Here is a 21,320-nt window from a genome sequence, read left to right on the forward strand (position 1 = left end):
GGGGTGGTGTTATCGGGGCGCTTGTGCACGCCCTTAGAAACCTCGACCCCTGACCTGCTGGGTTCACGCCTGCTGGGCCGTGACGCGTTCGGGAGCAGGCTGGACCGACGCGAGGCGCAGCCGGTGCTGCCGCAGCACATGAGCCAGCACCGGCGGCACGAGCGCCGGGTCGAGCCACGCCACCACCCGGCTGTACACGCGGGCCACCTCGGCCCGCCGCTTCCACCACGGCGCGAGCAGCGCCATCTGCTGAGGCGGCCCGGCCGCCCCGGCCTCGGCACGGCCGCCGTACCAGGTGCGCGTCAGATCCGCGGCGGCGAGCGCGGCCAGACGTGCGGGCGGGATGGTCAGCACCCCGGCGTGGGCGAGCCGGAGCTGGGTGAGCACGGCGTTGCTGTCGGCGTGGAAGAGCTCGGTCGCCGCCTCCGCCGTGGCCGGCCCGCCGAGACCGCGGAAGTCGTCCCGGTGCGCCTCGAGCGTCATGCGCCGGGCCGAGCCGTCGTCGAGCACGTCCATGCCCCACAACAGCAGGTGCAGCCGCAGCGAGCGGGACACCGGCCGGAAGCGCAGGTCGAGCGTGTCGGTGCCGCGGGAGAAGAACCAGCGGTCCACGCCGTCGGGCAGCGTTTCCAGCAGCCGGGGCAGGTGTTCGACGAGCAGTGCGTCGTGGCGGGACGGTGAGGCGTGCAGCGTGGCGGCGAGCCAGGTGTTCATGATGACTCCAGAGTCGTCAGGCGGCGATCGGTAGCAGGCCGTGGACCGTGCCCGCGTCGGCAGGGGAGAAGCGGGCCGTGCGGAACAGCCGCAGGATCCGGGTGTTCCCGGCGAGTGCGGTGAGCTCCAGTGCGGAGACGCCTTCGGCGGTGGCGTGGTCGTGCAGCGCGTTGGTGAGCAGCCTGCCGATTCCCCTGCCCTGGAACGAGTCCTCGACGAGCAGGGCTATCTCGGCGAGTCCGTTGCCGTACAGGAGCAGCGAGCCGAAAGCGACGATGCCCACACCCCGTTCTCGGGCCACCACGGTGCGGCTGTCGGGGTCGGTGAACAGCGTCGCGACGTGGTCGGTCGCGGCGGTCGGGGACGTGCTGTGGAAGCGGGCGTGCCTGCTGCGCGGCGAGCAGCGCTCGACCATCGCGAGCAGTCCGGCGCGGTCGCGTGCGGTGAGGTCGGTGAGCATGAACATGGTCTTCTCCTTGCTGTGCCAGCGGAATGGGCTAGGCCGCGAGAGTGAGGCGCGGGGACGCCCAGGCGAGGTCGGCGAGCAACGCCGAGGCGCTGCGGACCGTGTCGTTCACGAAGAAGTGGTCGCCGTCGAAGACGTGGAACCGCACGCTCCGGCCCGCGTAGTGCCGCCAGCCGCGGGTCAGCCACGGCGACGCGTACCAGTCGGACCTGCCCGCCCAGACGCTGATCGGGGCGTCGACCGTGCTGCCCTTGGGCAGCAGGTACGGCTCGCAGGTCGCGAGGTCGGCCCGGACGCGCGGCCGGAACCGGGACATGAAGTTCCTGTCGGCCAGCGCGAACGGCCGCATGCCGCCGAGCTGGCCGAGCATGGTGTCGAAGTCGTCGTCGGGCAGCTGGTGCAGGAGCACGGGTGGCGGTGTGGCGGGGGAGCGGCTGCCGGACAGGACCAGCAGCTCGGGTGGGACGGTGAGCCGTCGCGCCACCGCGAAGGCGAGCAGCGCGCCGTAGCTGTGACCGAAGAACGCGAACCGGCCGGGCGGCAGGCCGGCGGCGATCGCGTCGGCCGCGGTGTCGACGCACGCCGCCCGCGGTGGGCGCACGGTGACGACGTCGATGTCCGGTGGCAGCGCGTCGGCGAGCGGGGTGTATGCCGAGTCCGTCGCGCCGGACCACGGGAAGCAGAAGAGGCGCAGGCCGGCGTCCGTGCGCTGGCCGTGCCGCAGGAACTGGACCTTCACGGCTGGTCCGTGACGTCAGCGCGCATGATGTCCTCGCTTCCGGTCGGGGATCTCGTGTGTGACGAGCGTCCCGCCGTGATCGGGTGCGGACATCGGGGTTAGCCGCAGGCGTTACGGCGTGCGGTGTTACGGGGTGTGCGTTGCGGCCCACGCCGCGACCTGCGCGCGGGACCGCAGGTCGAGCTTGGTGCGGATGTGGTCGAGGTGCGTCTCCACGGTGCGTTCGGAGATGCGCAGCCTGCCCGCGATCTGCCGGTTGGTCAGTCCCTCGACGAGCAGCGCAGCCACGCCCAGCTGCCGTCCGGTGAGCGCGCAGTCGGTGGTCTCGCGGTTCCCGGTGGGCCAGTCACCGCCCAGCGCGTACCGCAGTCCCTGGTCCACCGGGACGTCTCTGCCGTCGGCGAGCAGCCCGTCGGCTCTGCGCTCGGGCAGCCGGTCCATCGCGTCGCGCAGTGCGTCCACCACGAGGTCGCGCCACCACGGGTCGCCCGCGCCGGTGCGGACGGACGACGCGAAGCCCATGAGCCGCAGGCCGCGGTCGTAGTCGCCGACGCGCAACGCGCTGACGGCCAGTCCCTCGAGTGCGTACGGCTGGATCATCGAGGAGCTGTTCTCCAGCAGCCGCAACGACTCCGTGAAGTGCTCGGTGGCCGGTTCGTCGCGCAGCAGCGCCAGCACGCCGGTCGTGTGCAGCAGTGCCGCCTGCCGGGCCGGTTCGGCGTGCGCCCGGTACAACGGGCCCGCCTCGGTGATCGACTCCTGCGCGCCGCCGAGGTCGCCGACGAGCAGCTGCGACCACGCGAGGTTGTTGAGGCACAGCGCGACGCACAGCGGCTCGCCGAGCGCGCGGACGTGCCGCAGGCACTCGGCGAAGCTCTCCCGCGCGGCGTGGTGGTCGCCGCACACCTGGCGGGCGAACGCCAGCGCCTGCAGCGCGCGGCTGTGCAACGGGGTGCTGCCGTGCGACGGGCCCAGCTCGACGGCCTGCTGGGCGAGTCCGAGCGCGGCCTGCTCGTCGTCGTACCAGGCGGCGAGCCAGGACGCCTGCTCCAGCGCGTACGCGCGGTACGCGGGCACGCCTCCGGGGACGCGCAGGGCGGTGGCGAGCCGTTCGCAGCCGTCGGCGGCGATGCCGAGCCGCTGCCTGCACCGCACGAGCGCGCTGACCAGGAGCAGCTGGCGCTCGTCGTCGGTGTCGCTGAGGAAGTCCAAGCCCGCCAGCAGGTTCTGCAGCTCGACGGTGAGTCGTTCGAGAGCGTCGCCGCTCGTCGCGAACGTCTCGATGAGCGGGGTGGCGAGCGTGGTGAGCCAGTCGACGAGCCGTTCGATCGCGGCGGGGCGTTCGCCGGACTCGTCGAGCTTGCGCCGCGCGAAGTAGCGGACGGTCTCGAGCTGCCGGAACCGGCCGGGCCGGTCGGGGATCGGCGCGATGACCGACTTGGACTCCAAAGTGGACATCAGCGGGACGGTGGCGCCGCCGACCGCGGCGGCCAGGTCGAAGCCGAAGCCGCCGGGCAGCACGGAGAGCGCGCGGAACACCGCCTGCTCGGCCGGGTCGAGCAGCTCGTAGCTCCACTCGATCGCGGCGAGCAGGTCCCGGTGCCGCGCGTCGATGCCGCGCGTGGTGGAGGCGAGCATCGCGAACCGGTCGTCGAGCCCGTCGACGATGTCCTTCAACGGCAGCACGCGCACCAGCTTCGCGGCCAGCTCGACGGCGAGCGGCATCCGGTCGAGCCGGGTGCAGATGAGCCCGACCGTCTCGTCGTCGGTCGCGTCGAAACCGGGCGCGACGGCCTTGGCGCGTTCGACGAAGAGCTGCACGGCGTCGGCAGCGGGCAGCTCGCCGATCGGGAAGATCATCTCGCCGGGCAGGCGCAGCATCTCCCTGCTCGTCGCGAGCACCCGCAGCCCGCCGCACCGGCGCAGCAGCCGGACGACCAGCTCGCCGCACGCCTCGACGAGGTGCTCGCAGTTGTCCAGCACCAGCAGGAGGTCCTTGTCGCGCAGCTCGCTGACGAGTCCGTCCACCAGCTGCCTGCCGGGTTCCTCGCTCGCGCCGATCGCGGACGCGACGGCCTGGCCGACGAGCTCCGGCCGGTTCAGCTCGCCGAGGTCCACGAACCGCACGCCGTGGGCGAACCGGCGGCGCACCCGGCCGGCCAGCTCGGCCGCGATCCGCGTCTTCCCCGCGCCGGCCGGGCCGAGCAACGTGATGAGCCTGCTGTGCCGCAGCAACCGGGTGATCCCCGTCAGCTCGTCCTCCCGCCCGATGAACCCGTCGAGCGGGTGCGGTAAGTCGTTCGCGGATTCCGTTGGTGCGCAACGGCTGCGCTGCCGGTAGGCGCGCTGTCTGCACGCGTTGGAGCAATAGCGTGCAGCACCGTTGTCCACTGTGTCGCCGCAGCTTTCGCACGCGGTCATCGGCCGACCTCCCCGCCAAGAGGAACCTGGACACCGTCTCGGTCAACGTGACACAGCACAACTTGTGTTTTCGCTACCTTTTGGATAATCGCGTTCAGGAACGCAGAAAACCCAGCACCTCCGAGGCGAAGAGCCGTGGTGCGGTGAGCATGGCGACGTGCCCCTGACCAGCCATTGTGGTCACACGGGCGTTCGGCAGCGCCTTCGCGAGCGCCTCCGTGGACACCGTCTCATCTGGCGGGCTGTCGCCGCCCGCGAGCAGCAGGGTCGGCGTGGTGAGCTCGGCGAACCGCGCCGCGTCGAACGAGTACCGGTCGTTCGCGCGCAGTTCGCGGACGACGGTGTGCGCGGCGGCGACCCGGCCCGGCCAGGACGGCAGTGAACGCGCGATCTCCTGTTGTTCCGACGGCATTTCGATGAGTTCGAACAGACCGGTCAGTATCTCGTCGCGACGGTTCTGCGCGAGCAGTTCCGCCATTCGATCGGTGAATCCACCGGGCTTCGGCACACCTATGCCAGGTTCGTACAACACCAACCTGCGGACTCCGTTGGTGAGCAGCGAGGCTTCGAGTGCGCAGATCGCGCCGTACGAGTGGCCGAGCAGGTCGACCTGACGGCCGGTGTCGCCGGCCACGGCGTCGACCACGGCCGCGATGTCGGCGGCCTCCTGTTCCAGTGCGTAGTCGGTGGTGTCGCCGCTGCCGCCGCGTCCCCGCCGGTCGACGGTGTGGACGGTGGCGTGCGGCTCCAGTAACGGGAGCACCGCGTGCCAGCGGGTGTGGTCGCCCGTCACGCCGTGCACGAGCACGAGCGCCGGGCCCCGTCCGGTGGTCCAGTAGGCGATGGGGGTGCCGTCCCGCGAGGCGGTTGTCGTCGCTGTCATGCCTCCATCGTGAGCCTGTTGGGTGACACGTGTCTCGTTGACTTTTGTACTTATGAGTACAATCTTTGCGGTCGTGACACGCGCACCGCACCTCCCACTCGCCCAGCGCCGGGAACTCGTCCTGGACGCGGCGCTGCGGGTGATGTCGCGGACGGACGGACCGCTGTCCGTCGACGCCGTCGCGGCCGAGGCCGGGGTGGCGAAAACCGTGCTGTACCGGTGCTTCGTGAACCGCGACGACATGGTCGCCGCACTGGAGCAGCGCGAGAGCCGCAGGCTGACCGACGAACTGGAGGCCGCGCTGCGGGCGGCCGACTCGCCCGACCGGGTTGAGGCCATGGGCCAGTTCCTCCAGACATACTTCACCGGTGTAACCAACGCTCCCGACAGCTACCGGTTGATCTACGACCGCCCGTCGCCACGGGCTTCGCGCCTCCTCCAGGAGGCACGCGCCACCGTCGCGCGCCACCTCGCTCCGCTCTTCAACGGCGACGGCACGTCCGCCGCGCTGTTCGTCGGGGTGGTCGAGGCGGGTGCGCGTCTGGTTCTCGAAGGTGAGCGGCCGCACGAGCGCGCCGTCGCCCTTTTCGCCGCCCTGACCGAGGAAAGCAGCTCATGACGTACGAAGTGACCGCGGACGGGATGACCGCAGAGCAGTCCATCGACCGCATCGAGGCGGCGGGCGAGCCCCGCCCGCAGGACCGCCGCCTGCACGCGCGCGGCGCCGTCTACGACGCGACGTTCGTGCCGTCCGGCCAGATCACGGGCATGACGACCGCCGCGCACCTGACCACCGAGACGCCCGTGGTGATCCGCTTCTCCAACGGCTCGCCCAAGTTCTCGTCCGACGACCGCGGCAAGGGCATCCGCGGCATGTCCGTGAAGTTCCTGTCCGCCGAGGGCAAGTCCGTGCACGACCTCGTCGCCGCGAACTTCCGCGCGTTCCCGAGCCGCGACCCCGAGGGCTTCATCGACCTCGTCGAGGCGCTGACCGGCCTGGCAGGCAAGTCGAAGCTGCAGGGCCTCGGCAAGCTCGGCGCGTTGCTGCTGAAGCACCCCGAGAGCCGCGCGGTGCTCAAGCAGTTCGCGTCGCGCAACGCACCCGCGAGCTTCGCGACGACCCGTTACGACGGCTTGCACGCGTTCTACCTGGTCGACGCCGAGGGCAACCGCAGGGCGTTCCGCTACCGCCTGCTGCCGCAGCTGGGCGAGATCGACCTCGACCCGAAGCGCGCGGCCACGCTAGACCGTTCGTTCCTGATCCCCGAGCTGGACGAGCGGCTTTCGTTCGGCCCGGTGACGTTCACGCTCGCGTTCCAGCTGGCCGAGCCTGGTGACCCGACCAACGACCCGTCCTCCGCGTGGCCGGAGCACCGGACCCTGTTGCCAGCCGGGCAGTTCGTCATCACCGGCCGCAACGCCGACGAGGAGTCGTGGCAGCGCCAGGTGTTCGATCCGACGCGCCTCGGTCCCGGCGTCGAGGTGTCCGACGACCCGGTGCTCGGCTTCCGCCCGCACGCCTACGGGGTCTCGGCGTCGCGCCGGCTCTCCGCGTCTTCGTAGTCGTTTGCCAGCAAACCGAACAGCAGATCGTCGGTCCACTCACCCTTGATCCACGTGTGCTCCCGGCGCAGGCCCTCCTGCTGGAACCCGAGCCGTTCCAGCAGGAGGGCCGATCGCACGTTGCGGGCGTCGCACTCGGCTGAGACCCGGTGCAGGCCGCGCTCGGTGAAGAGGTGCTCCAGCACGCGCGCCACCGCTTCTGTGGCGTAGCCGTGCCCCTGGTGCTTGGTGGCCAGGGTGTAGCCGATCTCCGCCTGCATGCGGTTGTCGTGCAGGTTGATGCCGATGTCGCCGATCAGCTCGCCGTCCAGATCGATCGCGTACTGGTACCAGCCCGGTTGCATCGGGGCGGTCTGGTCGTCCACGAACCTGGTGGCTTCGGTGAACGACATCGGTGGGTCCCAGCCCTGGTAGCGGGCCACCTCCGGGTCTGATCGGTACTCGGCCAGCGCCCTCGCGTCGCCTCGGTGGAACGGGCGGAGCTTCAGGCGCCGGCTGGTGAGGATCATGCGGGCAGGCTAGTCGGGGTTGCTGCGGCTCGGTGTCCTTCGGGCCGCGTCGGACCGATTAATCTGCCGTGGGCTTTCGTGCTCGCTTGATCATTTTCTATTTTTCACTGAGTCGAGTTAATTTGGCAGGTCCGTGCTGCGGTAATATTGTTGTCATGGGTGAGGTGGGGGTGCTGGACTCCATTCGGGAGTGTCAGCGGGGGATTGATTATTGGCAGGCTCGTATGGTGCGGGCGTTGGCTGAGTTTGCTCAGTCGCGGCGGCGGGATGAGTTCGCTGCTGATGAGGTGGCGGCGTGGATGAGATGGACGTCGGGCTGGGCGGTGAGTCAGTTGGCGCTCGCTGAGGATTTGGTGACCAGGTTGCCGGAGACGGTCGATGCGTTGCAGCGCGGTGAGATCGACCTGTACAAGGCTCGTACGTTGAATGATCTGACCAGGCCGCTCTCGGACGAGCAGGTCCGTGTCGTGGAGGAGCGGGTGCTGGCGAAAGCGCCGGAGCAGACCGGGCAGCAGATGAGGGCGCGGGCTCGGCGGATCGTGATGAAGGTCGACCCGCAGGGGTGGGAGGAGCGCAGGGCGGAGAAGCGGGCGCAGCGGGTGGCGTGGTTCGAGCCGCTCGAGGATGAGATGTCCCAGTTGTCCGCGGTATTGCCCGCCGAGCAGGGCACCGCGATCGCGCACCGGGTGGATGTGCTGGCCAGAAGGGCGAAGACACCGGGCGACACCCTCACTCTCAACCAGCGACGCGCGGACGTGGTCGCAGATCTGTTGTTGGCAACGCCGGACGGTTCCAGCAGCGTCAAGGTCAACCTGTACGTGACGGTGTCCGCGACCACTTTGATGGGGCTGGACGAGGAGGCCGCCGAGCTCGCCGGGTATGGGCCGATCAGCGCGTCACTCGCCCGCGAGCTCGCGGGTGATGCGACGTGGAGCCGGTTGTTGACCGATCCGGTGGACGGGAAGTTGCTGGACTTCGGGCGGATCACCTACAAGCCTCCGGCCGCGCTGCGGAAGTCCATCTGGGCGCGTGACAAGACGTGTCGATTCCCGGGGTGTATGCGGCAGGCGCAGCGCTGCGAAATCGACCACACGACCCCATTCCCCGAGGGTGCGACGTCCGTGGACAACTGCGGCGCGTATTGCAAACGCCACCACCGATTGAAGCACGAATCGGACTGGGTGGTCACTCAGCCGTCGCCGGGCAGGTTCGTCCACCGAAGTCCAGCGGGAAAGATATACGTAACCGAACCAGAACCCGTATTGGCGGGCTTCGCCGACTCTCCACCTTTCTGAAAAAGAACGGAAGGACGCCTCGTGTCGGGCGAAGCCCGAAAGTCTGCACCACACGAGGCGCCCCAGGACCGTCAACTGATCCAGTACGACCAGAAGGCCTGCAACACGGCGAGCCCGATCACCACGAACCACAGGGTGAGGAACACCCCGTGGTACTTGACGAGCAGAGGCCACCGAGTCACGTGCAAGGTCGTGTACCAGAAGACCGGAATGGTCACGACCCACACCACCATGCAGTAGGGGCACAACGCCCCGATCACGTACAGGCTCTGGTAGATGAGCCAGTGCACGAACACGACCCCGAGCGTCACCCCGCCCTGCAACCCGAGCCAGAACCACCGCGGCAACACAGCACCGGCGAGCAGCACGACCCCGACGGTCGTGACGACCGCGAACCCGGCGATCCCCAGCAGCGGGTTGGGGAAGCCGAACCCTTCGGCCTGCGCGGTGCGCATCACCGAACCGCAGCTGAGGATCGGGTCGATGCTGCACGACGGCACGTGGCCGGGGTCCTTCAGCACCGCGATCTTCTCGATGGTCAGCGCCGATGCGGCGGCCAGCCCGAGCAGGCCGCCGATCGTCAGGACCCAGCGGACGATCACTTGGCCAGAGCCGAGTCGATCGACTTCTTGAGTGCGGCGTAGGTCGGCGCGCCCTCGAAGCGAGTGCCGTTCACGAAGAACGTGGGCGTGCTGTTGACGCCGAGAGAGGCACCCTCGGTGCGCTGCGCCGAGACCTTCGAGAGGGTGGCCGGGTCGTCCATGGCCTTCTCGAAAGCCGCGATGTCCAGGCCGAGTGAGCGGGCGTAGCCGAGGAACGTCTCGCGCTGCGACGTCTGCTTGCCCGCCCAGTTCTGCTGGTTGCTGTACATCAGGTGGAACATCTCGTCGCGCTTCGAGCCCGCGGCCTCCACCGCCACCGCGGCCTGCTCGGCGTTGCGGTGCATGGGGAGCGGGAAGTGCCGCAGCTGGAAGTCGACCTTGTCGCCGTACTCGGACCTCAGCTTCTCGACGCCGGGGAACGCCGCCCCGCACGCCGGGCATTCGAGGTCGAGGTACTCGACCACGGTGACCTTGCCGCCCTGCGAAGCGAGAGCCTGCGGGTCCGCATCAGAGCGGTTGAAGAACAGGATGGCGCCGACGACAAGAGCGACCACAGCAAGGATCGCCAGAGAAATCTTCGTGTTCACGTGAAAGCTCCAGGTAGATGAAGTAAACGAGGGTTCGATGTGGACGAACGCGCGTTTACGTGCGCAGCACGCAGAGCTGGGCGAGCTGCGGAACCTGGAAGTGGGCCTCACCAGTACGAGACGGTCCTCGGGCCGGCCGCGTGAACAGCAGGTCGTACCGCTTGAACGCGACGAAGCCGATCAGGACCAGCACGAACGCGAACAGGCACGCCTCGAGCACGCTGCTCGGGTCCATCGGCAGGCCGGGCACGTCGTGCGGCAGGTGGTGCACGACCGCGGTCGACGTGTCGCAGAAGGCCGTGAAGACGGTCGGCATCGGCTCGCTCGCGCCGTCCGCCGCCTGCAGGACCGTGGCGCCCAGCACGAGCGCGAGCAGCACGAACAAGCGTGCCACCGCGGTGCTGGGGATCTTCACGAAACCAAGGCTAGCGCAGCGGCCGCCTGCTTGCGGTTAAGTGGCGGTGAGCGGGAGGAGCGCGCAGTGGCTGAGCAGCTCGTGGTCGGCATCGACTTCGGCACGTTGTCGGGCAGGGCCGTCGTGGTCAGGGTGCGCGACGGCGCCGAGCTGGGCAGCGCGGTCCACGACTACCCGAACGGGGTGCGCGAGGACGGGCTGTGGGCGCTCCAGGTGCCCGCGGACTACCTCGAGGTGCTCCAGCACGCCGTGCCCGAAGCGGTGCGCGACGCCGGGGTCGACCCGGCCGACGTCATCGGCATCGGGACGGACTTCACCGCCTGCACGGTCATGCCGACGACCGCCGACGGGACGCCGTTGTGCGAGCTGCCCGAGTTCGCCGACGAGCCGCACGCCTTCGTGAAGCTGTGGAAGCACCACGCCGCCCAGCCGCAGGCCGACCGGATCAACGCGACCGCCCGCGACCGCGGCGAGAAGTGGCTCGGCCGGTACGGCGGGCTCATCTCGTCCGAGTGGGAGTTCGCGAAAGCCTTGCAGGTGCTGGAAGAAGCGCCCGAGGTCTACCGGACCATGCGCTACTGGGTCGAGCTCGCCGACTGGATCGTGTGGCGGCTGACCGACAACCACGTCCGCAACGCCTGCACCGCCGGGTACAAAGGCATGTACCAGGACGGCGCGTACCCGAGCCCGGACTTCCTGAAGGCGCTGCACCCCGGCTTCGAGAACTTCGTGACCGACAAGCTCGACCGGCCGATCGCCGCACTCGGCACGACAGCGGGTGGGCTCACCGAGCAGGCCGCCGCGTGGACGGGGTTGCCCGCGGGCATCCCGGTCGCCGTAGGCAACATCGACGCGCACGTCACGGTTCCCGCCGCCGGAGCAGCGGGGCCCGGACAGCTGGTCGCGATCATGGGCACCTCGACGTGCCACGTGATGAGCGGCGCCGAGCTGCGCGACGTGCCGGGCATGTGCGGGGTCGTCGACGGCGGAATCGTTGCCGGGCAATGGGGTTACGAGGCCGGGCAGAGCGGCGTCGGTGACATCTTCGGGTGGTTCGTCGAGAACTGCGTGCCCGGCTCGTACTACGACCGGGCGCGCGACGAAGGCGTTGGCGTGCACGAGCTGCTGAGCAGGCTGGCCGCCGAGCAGGAGGTCGGCGAGCACGGACTCGTCGCGCTCGACTGGCACAGCGGCAACCGGTCGGTGCTCGTCGACCACGAGCTGTCCGGGGTCGTCGTCGGGCAGACGCTCGCGACGCGCGCCGAGCACACCTACCGGGCGTTGCTGGAGGCGACGGCGTTCGGCACGCGGACGATCATCGAAGCGTTCCGCGCGTCCGGTGTGCCGGTCACCGAGCTGGTCGTCGCCGGCGGGCTGGTGCGCAACAAGACACTGATGCAGATCTACGCGGACGTGCTCGGCATGCCGCTGTCCGTCGTCGGTTCGGAGCAGGCCGCGGCACTGGGTGCGGCGATCCACGGGGCGGTCGCGGCCGGTGCGTACCGCGACGTGCCCGAAGCGGCCGAGGCGATGGGCTCGGTCACCCGCGGAGTGCACCAGCCGATTCCGGCGAACGTCGAGGCGTACCACCGGCTCTACGCCGAGTACGTCGAGCTGCACGACTACTTCGGGCGCGGCGGGAACGACGTCATGCGCAGGCTGCGGCACTCGACCTCCGGGTAGGCCGGTGACGGGCGGTCGAGCAGCGGCCGGTGCCGTCCTTTGAGGAACCGCTCGAAGAACGCGGTCGTGTAGTCGAGCACGATCCGCTGCGAGCGGCGGTCGCCGATGTCGCCGAACACCACCGGCCACGCGTCGGCGGGGACCTTCTCGCGCAGCTTCCACGGGCCCGCGGTGCCGCCGAGGTCGACCCGCCCATCGAGAAGCCGAACGCGCCCACCCTCGACAGGTCGAGCGACCGGCTCAGCCCGTTCGGCAGCCGCCGGGTCGTCAGCTCGTCCAGCACGAACCGCACGTCCGCGACGCGGGTGCGCTGCAGGCGGGCCAGCACCGGGCTCGACGGATCGGTGCCCGCCCCGCAGAACGCCCCGTCGGACGGCCCCACGACCCGGCCGTCCGGGAACTCCACCGCCAGCGATTCGTACGTGGTGCCGATCGCGACGACCACGAAACCCCGGCTCGCCAGCCGCTCGTTGAGTGTTCACCCGGCCGGATCCCGCGGTTCCGAGGTGGCCGGTTCCTGCCAGCTAGGCTGGCACCGTGGGGGATGCGACGACGTGCGTGGTGCTGGACGACTACCAGGCCGTGGCGACGAGCCTGGCCGACTGGTCCGGCCTGGACGTCACCACCTACCAGTACAACGTCGACGGCGACCGGCTCGTGGCGGTGTTGCGGGACGCCGAGGTCGTCGTGCTCATGCGCGAGCGCACCCCGTTCCCCGCGGCGCTGATCGCGCGGCTGCCGAAGCTGCGGCTGATCGTCACCACCGGCATGCGCAACGCCTCGATCGACGTCGCCGCGGCGAAAGCCGCCGGCGTGACCGTGTGCGGAACGGCCAGCACGTCCGAGCCGCCGGTCGAGCTGACCTGGGCGCTCATCCTCGGCCTCGCCAGGAACCTGGTGGTGGAGAACAACTCCCTGCGCGCCGGTGGTCCGTGGCAGAGCACCGTCGGGGTCGGGCTCGCCGGCAAGACGCTGGGGCTGCTCGGGTTCGGCAAGATCGGTGTGCGGGTGGCGCGGATCGGGCTGGCGTTCGGCATGGACGTCGTCGCGTGGAGCGAGAACCTGACCGCCGGCCGCACCGATGCCGAAGGCGTGCGGCTCGCGCCGTCGAAGGAAGCGCTGCTGGCGGAGAGCGACGTGGTGTCCGTCCACCTCGTACTGGGCGACCGCACCAGGGGACTGGTCGACGACGCGGCGCTGAAGCTCATGCGCCCCAACGCTTTCCTCGTCAACACCTCGCGCGCCGCGATCGTCGAACGGCAGGCGCTCGTCGACGCGCTGCGGGAGAACCGGATCGCGGGTGCCGGGCTCGACGTCTTCGAGACGGAACCGCTCCCGGTGGACGACGTGCTCCGGACGTTGCCGAACGTGCTGGCCACGCCGCACCTCGGGTACGTGACGGACGGCAACTACCGCACGTACTTCCGCGAGGCTGTGGAGGACATCCGCGCGTTCCTCGCCGGAGCACCCGTGCGGGTGCTGTGACGGTGCCGCGGTGAGCTATCGCCTGCTCGCGACCCGGCCGGTCGTCGTCTGGGCGCTGGTCGCCATCGCGGCCCGGATGCCCGTCGCGATGGCGACGCTCGCGCTCGTGTTCCTCGTGCGCGAGCGCCCGGACGGGTACGCGCTGGGTGCGGGGATCGCCGCGGTCTACGTGATCGGCGAGGTGGCCGGGGCCGTGGTGCTGGGGCCGCGGCTGAGGCCGGAGCGGGCCCGCGCCCAGCTGGCGGCCGGGCTGGCCGTCGGGGCGGGCGCGTTCGCGGGGCTCGGGCTGCTGCCGCACGCGCACCCGCTGGTGCTCGGTGCACTCGCCGCGGTCGCGGGCGCCGCGCCCGCCGCGTCGACCGGAGGCCTGCGGGCCCTGCTGACCGAGCACCTCCCCGAGGAGCTCGTGGTCAAGGCGCTGAGCCTCGAGTCCGTCCTCGTCTACGCGATCTGGGCCGTCGCGCCCGCGGTCACCGGTGTGCTGGCGCTGAGCGTCGCCCCGCCGCTGCCGCTCCTGCTCGCCGCCGTGCTGATGGCCGCCTCCACCGCCGGGATGTGGGCGCTGCCCGCCGGGTGGGCGGCGGACGAGGGTGACCGGGACGGCGTGTCCATGGCACGCACGCTCGTCCGCGCCTGGCCCGTCTACGTCACCGGCGCCGCCGCGATGTCCGTGCTGGCACTGGCCGAGCTCGTCCTGCCCGCGCTGCTGGAGCAGCGGGCGATCGGTGTCGGCTGGACCGGCCCGCTCCTCGCCGCGTTCTCGATCTCCTCCGCCGCCGGAGCCGCCCTGTACGGCTTGCGCGGCACCTGGCCCGGCTCGCTGCGCGCGCAGAGCCTGGTGCTCTTGCTCGGCAGCTCCGCGTGCGTGACCGTGGTCGCCACCGCGGGCTCGCTGCCCTGGATCACGGGCGCGATCCTCGTCGCAGGGCTGACGCAGTCCGGGGTGATGATCACCCGGTCGTTGTCGCTGCGCGAGACACTGCCGCCCAGCGCGCACGCGGCCGGGTACTCGGTGATGTACGCGGCGGTCGGCGTCGGCTACGCGGGCGCCGCCGCGCTGGCCGCGGCAGTGCAGAGCAAGGCCCCGCCGTCGGTCGCCGTTCTCGGAGGTGTCGGCTTCACGCTGCTGCTGGTCGCGCTGAGCGCCCTGGGCGACCGGCGAGCAGCACGAGCAGTGGCACGACGACGCTGACCCCGGCCAGCAGCAGCGGGAACACCGCGTCGGGCAGCGTGAACAGCTTGAACGTGTCGATCGCGGTGTGCAGGACCGCGGGAGCCCAGATCGTGTCGCGTCCCATCTCGAACAGGTGGGCCAGCGGTATCGACGTGACCGCCGCGACGACCATCGCGGCGGCACCCACCGCAGGCCCCGAACCGATGACGATCGGGATGTGGGTCGCCGCGATCAGCGGCATCGTCAGCAGCACGGCACGCCAGAACGTGCGGCCCTCACGAAGCCTGCGGTAGGCGTAGCCGCGCCACACCAGCTCCTCCGCGACGCCGTGGAACGCGAAGATGCCGAGCAGCACCCAGCCCCAGCCCGGCAGCAGCGTCGGCGTGGCGCCGGTCAGCTTGCCGGTCAACGGGTAGACCAACTGGATCAGCGCACCCACGAGCGTGCCCACGAGCGCGCCGAACCAGTTCGGCACCGTGCTCAGCAACGCGAAGAGCGCGACGAAACCCGGCAGGAAGGCCACGACCTGCAGGGTGCCTCAGCTGACCTCGACGCGCGCCGGTGTGCGGGAGAACAGATAGGCGGCGAGCGCCGCGGGGAAGAACATCAGCACGCCGTAGATCGCGCCGGGCACGGCCATGGTCTCGTTGCCCAGCACGGACACCGCGAGCGCGATGGCGAGCGTCGCGTTGTGGATGCCGATCTCCATGGCGGACGCGATGGCCTGCGGCCGGGTCACCTGGAACAGCCGCGGCACCACGTACCCGACGGTCAGCGACAGCACCGACAGCAGCAGCGCCACCACGCCGATCGTGCTCCAGTGGTCGAGCAGCACGTCGAACTGCTGGGCGATCGCCGCGACGATCACGGCCACCAGCACGACGACCGACGTCAGCTTCACCGGGCCGCGCATCCGGTCCGCCCACGCGGTGAACCGGTGCCGCACCCACATCCCGATCGCGACCGGGACGAGCACGATCGCGAACACCTGCAGGAACTTCGCCGGCTGCAGCCCGATCGACGCCGAGTCGTCCATGAACCCGCTGACCGACAGCCCGACGACGACGGGCAGCGTGAACACGGCCAGCACCGAGTTGATCGCCGTCAGGGTGACGTTCAGCGCGACGTCACCGCGTGCGATGTGGCTGAACAGGTTCGCCGTCGTGCCGCCGGGTGAGGCGACCAGCAGCATCATGCCGACGGCGAGCGCGCCGGTCAGTCCGAACAGCAGGATCAGGCCCAGGCAGATCGCGGGCAGTACGACGACCTGGCACACGAGCGCCACAATCGCGGCTTTCGGGTACTTGAGCACTCGGGTGAAGTCCGCGACGGTCAGGGTGAGACCGAGGCCGAACATCACCAGTGCGAGCGCGACAGGCAGGAGCACCGCGAAGAGCGTCGATCCCATCTGATCCTCCCGAGGCGACGGCGGGAGGCAGATGCTATGTCCGAATCATGCGATGTACCGGAAGTGCGTAGTAAGTCGTGATCTCTCGTCGAGGACGTGGAAGGCGACCGCGGGCGGGCTGTCGAAGTTGAGAACGCCCTCGCCCTCCCACGGCAGCATCATGGTCGACACGACGCCCGGCGCGACGAGCAGCGGGCGGCCGGCGAACGTCGACGCGGCAGGCGTGTGCGCGTGTCCGCAGAGGAACCCGGCGATGCTCGGGTGCCGGTCGACGAGTGCGGCCAGCCGGTCCTCGCCGTGCTGCCGGATGCCGTCGATGACCGGGTGGTGCAGCTCCACCGGCGGGTGGTGGAAGCACACGAGCGACGGGCCGTCCGATGGCAGCACCGAGTCCAGCCAGTCGATCGTCTCGTCGGCGAGGAACCCGTCGTCGCGGCCGGGGATGCTCGAGTCGCACAGGGCGATCACGACGTCGCCGACGCGGTGCACCCGGTTGACCGGGGAGGAGTCGGGTGCCTCGCCCAGCAGGAACTCGCGGAACGGCGCGCGCACGTCGTGGTTGCCGGGACACGTCAGCACCGGGTGCGGCGAGGACAGGATCTTGGCGGCCTGCCGGTACTCCTCGGCCAGGCCGTGGTCGGCGATGTCGCCGGTGACCAGCACCGCGTCGACCGGCCGGTGCAGGTCGTTCAGGTAGGCCATCGTCCGGGCCGCGCGGTCCGCGGCGCGGTCGCCGCCGTCGAGGTGGACGTCGCTCAGGTGTGCGAGCACGATCATGGAAGCTCCTCCCCAGGAACCATCCACATTAGCCCCGATGAGGTGAGGCGCGAGTGGAGGGGCCAGCGGACAATGTCCGGATGCGCATGCACCGGAAGGGTCTGCCTGCCGTCGAGAGCTCCGCACCGGACGGGGGCAACCGGCTGCTGACGATCCTCGTCGGCGCCGCGGCCGCCGTGATCACCGTGGCGGGCCTCAAAGCCATCGCCTTCCTGGTGGCACCCGTCTTCCTCGCGCTCGTCATCGTCGTCACGACCAGCCCCGTGCAGGGGTGGCTGCGGCGCAAGGGGTGGCCGCGCTGGCTCACCGGGGCGGTGCTCGTGGTCGTCGTGTACGCCGTGCTGCTCGGCCTGTTCGTCGTGCTGGTCGTCTCGGTGGCGCAGCTGGCGACCTTGCTGCCCGGCTACGTCGCCAAGGCGGACGACATGATCGTGCAGGTCACCGCGATGCTCGCCCAGTTCGGGGTCGGTGAGGAGCAGCTGCGTGACGTCGCCGGGTCGCTGGACTTCGGCAAGATCGCGGGGCTCGCGGGAACGCTGCTCGCCAGCGTCGGTGGCCTGCTCACGGACCTGGTGTTCCTGCTGGCGTTGCTGCTGTTCCTGAGCACCGAGGCGACGTGGGCGGAGCAGCGGTTCGCCGCGATCAGCGCGGAGAAGCCGTGGATCACGACCGGGCTGCGCCGGTTCGCCGCGGGCACCCGCAGCTACATGTGGGTCACCACGGTGTTCGGCCTGATCGTCGCGGTGCTCGACGTCGGAGCGCTGGTGATCATCGGCGTGCCCGCGGCCGTGCTGTGGGGACTGCTCGCGTTCGTCACGAACTACATCCCCAACATCGGGTTCGTGATCGGCGTCGTGCCACCCGCGCTGCTGGCGCTGCTCGACGGCGGGTGGCAGACCGCGGTGATCGTGGTCGTCGTCTACACCGCGCTGAACTTCGTGGTGCAGTCGGTGATCCAGCCCAAGTTCGTCGCGGACTCGGTCGGGCTGTCGACCGTGGTGACGGTGCTGGCGCTGGTGTTCTGGTCGTGGGTGCTGGGCCCGCTCGGCGCGATACTCGCGGTGCCGGCGACCCTGTTGCTCAAGGCGGTGTTCGTCGACGTCGACCCGAGGAGCCGCTGGGTCGGCGCACTGATCAACTCACCGTCGGTAGCACTGGCGCCCGCCGTGGAAGAGCACCCCGTGGAGGAGCACCCCGAGGACGAGCCCCGGGGTGCTCAGGACGTCAGCTGAAGCGGAACTGCTGGTTGCCTCCGCCGTGGCAGCCCCACTGGTAGACGGGCGTGCCGTCGTGCGGGGTGCCGTGCGCGACGTCGACGCAGCGGCCGGTGGCGCGCGAGCGGAACTCGTTGAACCCGGCGCTGTTCGGCGTGATCTGCCACTGCTGGTTGGTGCCGCCGTGGCAGGACCACATGATCGTGGCGACCGCGTCCGCGTTCACCCAGCCGTACAGGTCGAGGCAGCGGTTGCTGACCGCGTTGCGCACCTCGTACACGCCGGGCGCGACCGGGTTGGTGTACCAGCGCTGGTTGGCGGTGCCGTCGCAGCTCACCTGGATGACGGCGACGCCGTCGCCGGTCGCGCCGACGGCCGGTGAGAGGCACTTGCCGCTGTGCCGCGCGATCAGCTGGAACGAGGCGGCCGCGGCGGAGGCGTCGGACGTGGCGCCGGCGGTGACGCCGACCAGGCTGATGGCCGCTGCGGCGAGTGCCGCGAGGATCTTCCTCATGGGATCTCCCGTGTCGTGACTGACGAGGACGGGACCGAGCCTGGTCAGCGCCGTCACGGTGGGCTCAAGCCGCGATCAACCGCGCTTGGGCAGCGGCCGGGCGGGCACACCCAGCTCGGCCATCGCGGCGGCGTACTTCACGTGTGCGCGCGCCGCTTCGCCGTGCCGCCCCGCGTCGGCGAGCGTGGTCACGAGGTCCCAGTGCGCCTGCTCGTCGGACGGTTCGACGGCCAGCACGCGCAACAGGTAGCAGATGACGTAGTCGATGTCGTCTTCCCGCCGGAAGTGCTCGACCAATGCGCGCACCACGTGCAGGTACGTCGCGTGCGCCTCGTCGCGCAAAGCCGTTGCGGCGTAAGGATCATCGGCGAAGACCTCGCCGGTGTAGGCGCGGTCGGTCGCGGCGAGCACCTCGGGTTCCCTGGTGCGCAACGCGTGCCTGGCCTGGACGAGCCAGTCCTCCACGTCCACCACGATGTTCTCCGGCGCCAGCGCCACGTGCGCGGGCGTCGCGGTGACGTAGTGGTCGATCGGCTCCCGGCGTTCGGGGTCGAGCACGCCGCGCAACGTCGACAACGCCACCGACAGCCGGTGCGCGATCTTGGCCTCGTCGGCCGGGGAAACGGGGCCCCACAACAGGTCCGCGAGCTCCTCGCGCGGCACCGGGGAGCCGCGCCGCGCGACCAGCACCCGCAGCAGGTCGCGCGCCTTGCGCGACTGCCACGCCGTCGGCGGGACCGGCACGCCGTCCACCAGCACGTCGAAACCGCCGAGCACGCGCACCGCGACCGGAGGCGCAACCTCTTGCACCGCAACGTCCGCGGCGCGCAGCCGGTGCTCGGCCAGCCTGCCGAGCAGCCGCTGCTCAACGGATGCGCGCGGCAATCGGCCGATGGCGACACGAACCCGGTCCGCGTCGAGCACGGCGCCGCAGCCCTCCCAGATCGCCAGCGCCTCGGCGAGCGGCTGCCGTTCACCGGACACCGCGGCCCGCAGCTCCAAGGCGTGCGCCAGCCCGGCGCGGTCGCGGTGCCGCGCCGCGACGTCCGCCGCTTCCCGCGCGTCCTGCGCCGCGTCCTTGCCCGCCCGCAACGCCACCCAGCCGCGTGCGACGAGAGCCGTTGCGCGCCAATGACCTGACGCGTGCTCGACCGCTCGTTCGGCGAGCGACGCGGCCTCGACGGGGTCGTCGGTGGCGCGGGCCATCCCGGCCAGCGCGGGCACGAGGCCCTGCCGGTTGTTGCCGTCCTCGGTCGCCGCCCGCAGCGCCTCGGCGTACGCGGCGCGGGACTGGGTGAGCATGCCGCGCAACCGGTACACGTCACCGAGACCGGTCAACGGGTACGCGGCCTTGAGCGAGTGCATCCGCTGGTACGCCGCGACCGCGCTCTCGTACGCCCGCACCGCGTCGTCCAGCGCGCCGAGCTGCTGGTGCAGCGCGCCCTCGTTGGCCAGCGCCAGCGCGAGCGAGCTGACGTAGCCGCGTCGCCCGGCCAGCTCGACGGCCGGGGCGAGCACAGCGAGCGCGTCGGTCAGCTTGCCCTCCTGCTCCAGTGCGGCCGCGAGGTTGATCCGGATGCGCAGCACCATCGGCAGGTCGCCCGCGGACGTCGCCAGCCCGAGTGCGGTGGAATAGTTGGCCTGCAACGCCATCGGGTCACCGCGCAGGTGCGCCGACAGCGCGAGCGCCACGTGCGCCGCGGCCAGCGTCCGGTCATCGCTCGCCGCGGCCATGGCGCGCCCGGCGAAGTCCGCGCACCGCTCGTCGGCACCGGCGAGCCAGTGCGCGGCCGCGGTCCACGCCAGCAGCATGGCCTGGTCGGTGTCGCGTTCGCCGGTCAGCTCGCCCCTGCTGAGGATGCCGAGCGCGTCGTGCGGGTTGCCCCACAGGTAGACCGCGGCGCCGTAGCGCCAGGCCAGGTCGGCGGGCAACGAGCCGAGTCCGTCGGCGAGCGACGAGTAGATCATCAACGCCCGCGCTGTCTCACCGGTCGCCTGCTGCGCGTCCGCGTACAGCAGTTCCACGTCGTAGCCGCGTCTTCCCGGTGGCAGCGTGCGGACGAACCGCAGCACGTGCTCGGCGGCGCCGTCCGCGAGCAGCCGCTGCCCGTTCTCGGCGTGCCACTCGGCCGCGAGCGCGATCATGACCTTCTGCCGCGCCGGTGACACCTTCGCACGGGCCCGCGCGACCGTCGCGACGAGCGGAACCGGCAGGTACCACTCGGGTCCGCCGACGAGCAGACCGAGCCGCGCGAGCGTCGTCGCCTCCTCGTGCCCGACGGCTGCCGCCAGCTCGGCGGTGATCGGCCCGATGTCGACGGCCAGCAGGTTCTCCGCTCCTGGCGGGAGCGCGTCCAGCACCTCGGTCGCGATGTAGTCGAACAACGGCGTGCCCGGCGTGCCGAGCGGCTGGCCGGTGCTCAACGCCGCGGCGGCGAGGTGCACGAGCGCGGGCCACCCGGCGGTCAGCTCGTGGACCTCGCTGTTGCGAACGCCGTACTCCGTCCACAGCACGGAGTCGACCTCACGCGCGGACAACGCGAGATGGCGCGGACCGATCTCGGTCGGCGCGCCGAGCCCGAGCTTCAGCATGTTCGCGAGTGCGGGAGGCGTTCGGCTGACCACCACGAGCTTCTCGGCGGGGCGCAGGTCGGCGAACTCCTCGACCACGGTCCAGGTGTGGTCGGCCCACTGCCGCACGGCGGTGGACTTCCCGTAGCCGGCCGCCGCGACGACCACGGCGAACCGGCCGCGCAGCGGCCCGGTCACTCACACCCCCTGCGCGACTTTGACGCGACTTTGATCCTCACCAGGATAGTGACCGGCGGACGACGCCAGGCGTCGAGTTCTGTTGTCACACAGGGGGAGTAA

At 70.7% G+C, this 21,320-nt stretch carries 22 protein-coding genes; 7 read left to right on the plus strand and 15 right to left on the minus strand.

Annotated features, from left to right (window positions below; genetic code table 11):
* Window positions 1-63: 63 nt before the first annotated feature.
* The 5 genes from FKR81_RS18780 to FKR81_RS18800 form a co-directional block, all read right to left on the minus strand.
* Window positions 64-714 carry a thiopeptide-type bacteriocin biosynthesis protein gene (locus FKR81_RS18780; RefSeq protein ID WP_146353379.1) on the minus strand — a complete coding sequence of 217 codons (651 nt, stop codon included), beginning with the start codon at window positions 712-714 and terminating at the stop codon, window positions 64-66.
* Window positions 715-730: 16 nt separating this feature from the next.
* Window positions 731-1,180 (minus strand): GNAT family N-acetyltransferase, encoded by a 450-nt coding sequence (locus FKR81_RS18785; protein ID WP_146353380.1) that lies wholly within the window; start codon window positions 1,178-1,180, stop codon window positions 731-733.
* A 31-nt stretch (window positions 1,181-1,211) separates the two neighbouring features.
* The gene (locus FKR81_RS18790; RefSeq protein ID WP_146353381.1) at window positions 1,212-1,919 is read right to left on the minus strand and encodes a thioesterase II family protein; all 708 of its coding nucleotides are present in this window, start codon (window positions 1,917-1,919) and stop codon (window positions 1,212-1,214) included.
* 126 nt (window positions 1,920-2,045) lie between these two features.
* On the minus strand, window positions 2,046-4,340 hold the full coding sequence (locus tag FKR81_RS18795; protein ID WP_146353382.1) for an ATP-binding protein: 2,295 nt from the start codon (window positions 4,338-4,340) through the stop codon (window positions 2,046-2,048).
* 94 nt (window positions 4,341-4,434) lie between these two features.
* Entirely contained in the window at window positions 4,435-5,223 is a 789-nt protein-coding gene (locus FKR81_RS18800; RefSeq protein WP_146353383.1) for an alpha/beta fold hydrolase, read from the minus strand.
* Between the two features lie 73 nt (window positions 5,224-5,296).
* On the opposite strand from FKR81_RS18800, the gene FKR81_RS18805 reads away from it, so the two are divergent.
* Together FKR81_RS18805 and FKR81_RS18810 are read left to right on the plus strand one after the other, a co-directional pair.
* Window positions 5,297-5,842, plus strand: coding sequence for a TetR/AcrR family transcriptional regulator (locus FKR81_RS18805; protein WP_222598322.1), 546 nt, complete (start codon window positions 5,297-5,299; stop codon window positions 5,840-5,842).
* Complete coding sequence (locus FKR81_RS18810) at window positions 5,839-6,786, plus strand: catalase (protein WP_222598323.1); 948 nt, start codon at window positions 5,839-5,841, stop codon at window positions 6,784-6,786. The genes FKR81_RS18805 and FKR81_RS18810 overlap by 4 nt, the downstream gene beginning before the upstream one ends.
* Here the strand turns inward: FKR81_RS18810 and FKR81_RS18815 are convergent.
* Window positions 6,744-7,295: a GNAT family N-acetyltransferase gene (locus tag FKR81_RS18815; RefSeq protein WP_146353385.1), complete on the minus strand. Its 552-nt coding sequence runs from the start codon at window positions 7,293-7,295 to the stop codon at window positions 6,744-6,746. The genes FKR81_RS18810 and FKR81_RS18815 overlap by 43 nt on opposite strands.
* A gap of 86 nt (window positions 7,296-7,381) precedes the next feature.
* Here FKR81_RS18815 and FKR81_RS18820 point away from each other — a divergent pair, with 86 nt between their 5' ends.
* Window positions 7,382-8,590, plus strand: coding sequence for an HNH endonuclease signature motif containing protein (locus FKR81_RS18820; RefSeq protein ID WP_146353386.1), 1,209 nt, complete (start codon window positions 7,382-7,384; stop codon window positions 8,588-8,590).
* A gap of 71 nt (window positions 8,591-8,661) precedes the next feature.
* On the opposite strand, the gene FKR81_RS18825 is transcribed toward FKR81_RS18820, so the two are convergent.
* From FKR81_RS18825 to FKR81_RS45035, 3 genes are read right to left on the minus strand one after another with little or no spacing between them, the layout of a single operon-like run.
* On the minus strand, window positions 8,662-9,192 hold the full coding sequence (locus FKR81_RS18825; protein ID WP_146353387.1) for a vitamin K epoxide reductase family protein: 531 nt from the start codon (window positions 9,190-9,192) through the stop codon (window positions 8,662-8,664).
* Complete coding sequence (locus tag FKR81_RS18830) at window positions 9,189-9,779, minus strand: DsbA family protein (protein ID WP_146353388.1); 591 nt, start codon at window positions 9,777-9,779, stop codon at window positions 9,189-9,191. Before FKR81_RS18830 ends, FKR81_RS18825 begins: the two co-directional genes overlap by 4 nt.
* Window positions 9,780-9,834: 55 nt before the next feature.
* Window positions 9,835-10,194: a hypothetical protein gene (locus FKR81_RS45035; RefSeq protein ID WP_146353389.1), complete on the minus strand. Its 360-nt coding sequence runs from the start codon at window positions 10,192-10,194 to the stop codon at window positions 9,835-9,837.
* A gap of 66 nt (window positions 10,195-10,260) precedes the next feature.
* On the opposite strand from FKR81_RS45035, the gene araB reads away from it, so the two are divergent.
* Complete coding sequence (araB, locus tag FKR81_RS18840; RefSeq protein ID WP_146353390.1) at window positions 10,261-11,877, plus strand: ribulokinase; 1,617 nt, start codon at window positions 10,261-10,263, stop codon at window positions 11,875-11,877.
* Here araB and FKR81_RS18845 read toward each other — a convergent pair.
* Window positions 11,817-11,999, minus strand: a complete 183-nt coding sequence (locus tag FKR81_RS18845) for a hypothetical protein (protein ID WP_146353391.1) — start codon at window positions 11,997-11,999, stop codon at window positions 11,817-11,819. The genes araB and FKR81_RS18845 overlap by 61 nt on opposite strands.
* Window positions 12,000-12,414: 415 nt before the next feature.
* Here FKR81_RS18845 and FKR81_RS18850 point away from each other — a divergent pair, with 415 nt between their 5' ends.
* On the plus strand, window positions 12,415-13,362 hold the full coding sequence (locus FKR81_RS18850; RefSeq protein ID WP_235921634.1) for a D-2-hydroxyacid dehydrogenase family protein: 948 nt from the start codon (window positions 12,415-12,417) through the stop codon (window positions 13,360-13,362).
* A gap of 10 nt (window positions 13,363-13,372) precedes the next feature.
* Complete coding sequence (locus FKR81_RS18855) at window positions 13,373-14,554, plus strand: MFS transporter (RefSeq protein ID WP_146353392.1); 1,182 nt, start codon at window positions 13,373-13,375, stop codon at window positions 14,552-14,554.
* On the opposite strand, the gene FKR81_RS18860 is transcribed toward FKR81_RS18855, so the two are convergent.
* From FKR81_RS18860 to FKR81_RS18870, 3 genes are read right to left on the minus strand one after another with little or no spacing between them, the layout of a single operon-like run.
* Window positions 14,481-15,059, minus strand: a complete 579-nt coding sequence (locus FKR81_RS18860) for a CPBP family intramembrane glutamic endopeptidase (RefSeq protein ID WP_186763047.1) — start codon at window positions 15,057-15,059, stop codon at window positions 14,481-14,483. The genes FKR81_RS18855 and FKR81_RS18860 overlap by 74 nt on opposite strands.
* 15 nt (window positions 15,060-15,074) lie before the next feature.
* Entirely contained in the window at window positions 15,075-15,944 is an 870-nt protein-coding gene (locus FKR81_RS18865; RefSeq protein WP_146353394.1) for a bile acid:sodium symporter family protein, read from the minus strand.
* 45 nt (window positions 15,945-15,989) lie between these two features.
* Window positions 15,990-16,721 carry a metallophosphoesterase gene (locus tag FKR81_RS18870; RefSeq protein ID WP_186763048.1) on the minus strand — a complete coding sequence of 244 codons (732 nt, stop codon included), beginning with the start codon at window positions 16,719-16,721 and terminating at the stop codon, window positions 15,990-15,992.
* 80 nt (window positions 16,722-16,801) lie between these two features.
* Here FKR81_RS18870 and FKR81_RS18875 point away from each other — a divergent pair, with 80 nt between their 5' ends.
* Window positions 16,802-17,953: an AI-2E family transporter gene (locus tag FKR81_RS18875; RefSeq protein WP_146353395.1), complete on the plus strand. Its 1,152-nt coding sequence runs from the start codon at window positions 16,802-16,804 to the stop codon at window positions 17,951-17,953.
* Here FKR81_RS18875 and FKR81_RS18880 read toward each other — a convergent pair.
* Together FKR81_RS18880 and FKR81_RS18885 are read right to left on the minus strand one after the other, a co-directional pair.
* The gene (locus tag FKR81_RS18880; protein WP_146353396.1) at window positions 17,946-18,449 is read right to left on the minus strand and encodes an RICIN domain-containing protein; all 504 of its coding nucleotides are present in this window, start codon (window positions 18,447-18,449) and stop codon (window positions 17,946-17,948) included. The two genes, FKR81_RS18875 and FKR81_RS18880, sit on opposite strands and share 8 nt — an antisense overlap.
* Window positions 18,450-18,524: 75 nt before the next feature.
* Window positions 18,525-21,218, minus strand: a complete 2,694-nt coding sequence (locus tag FKR81_RS18885; protein WP_146353397.1) for a BTAD domain-containing putative transcriptional regulator — start codon at window positions 21,216-21,218, stop codon at window positions 18,525-18,527.
* Window positions 21,219-21,320: the final 102 nt, after the last annotated feature.

It is taken from the genome of Lentzea tibetensis (assembly GCF_007845675.1).
Lineage (GTDB): Bacteria > Actinomycetota > Actinomycetes > Mycobacteriales > Pseudonocardiaceae > Lentzea > Lentzea tibetensis.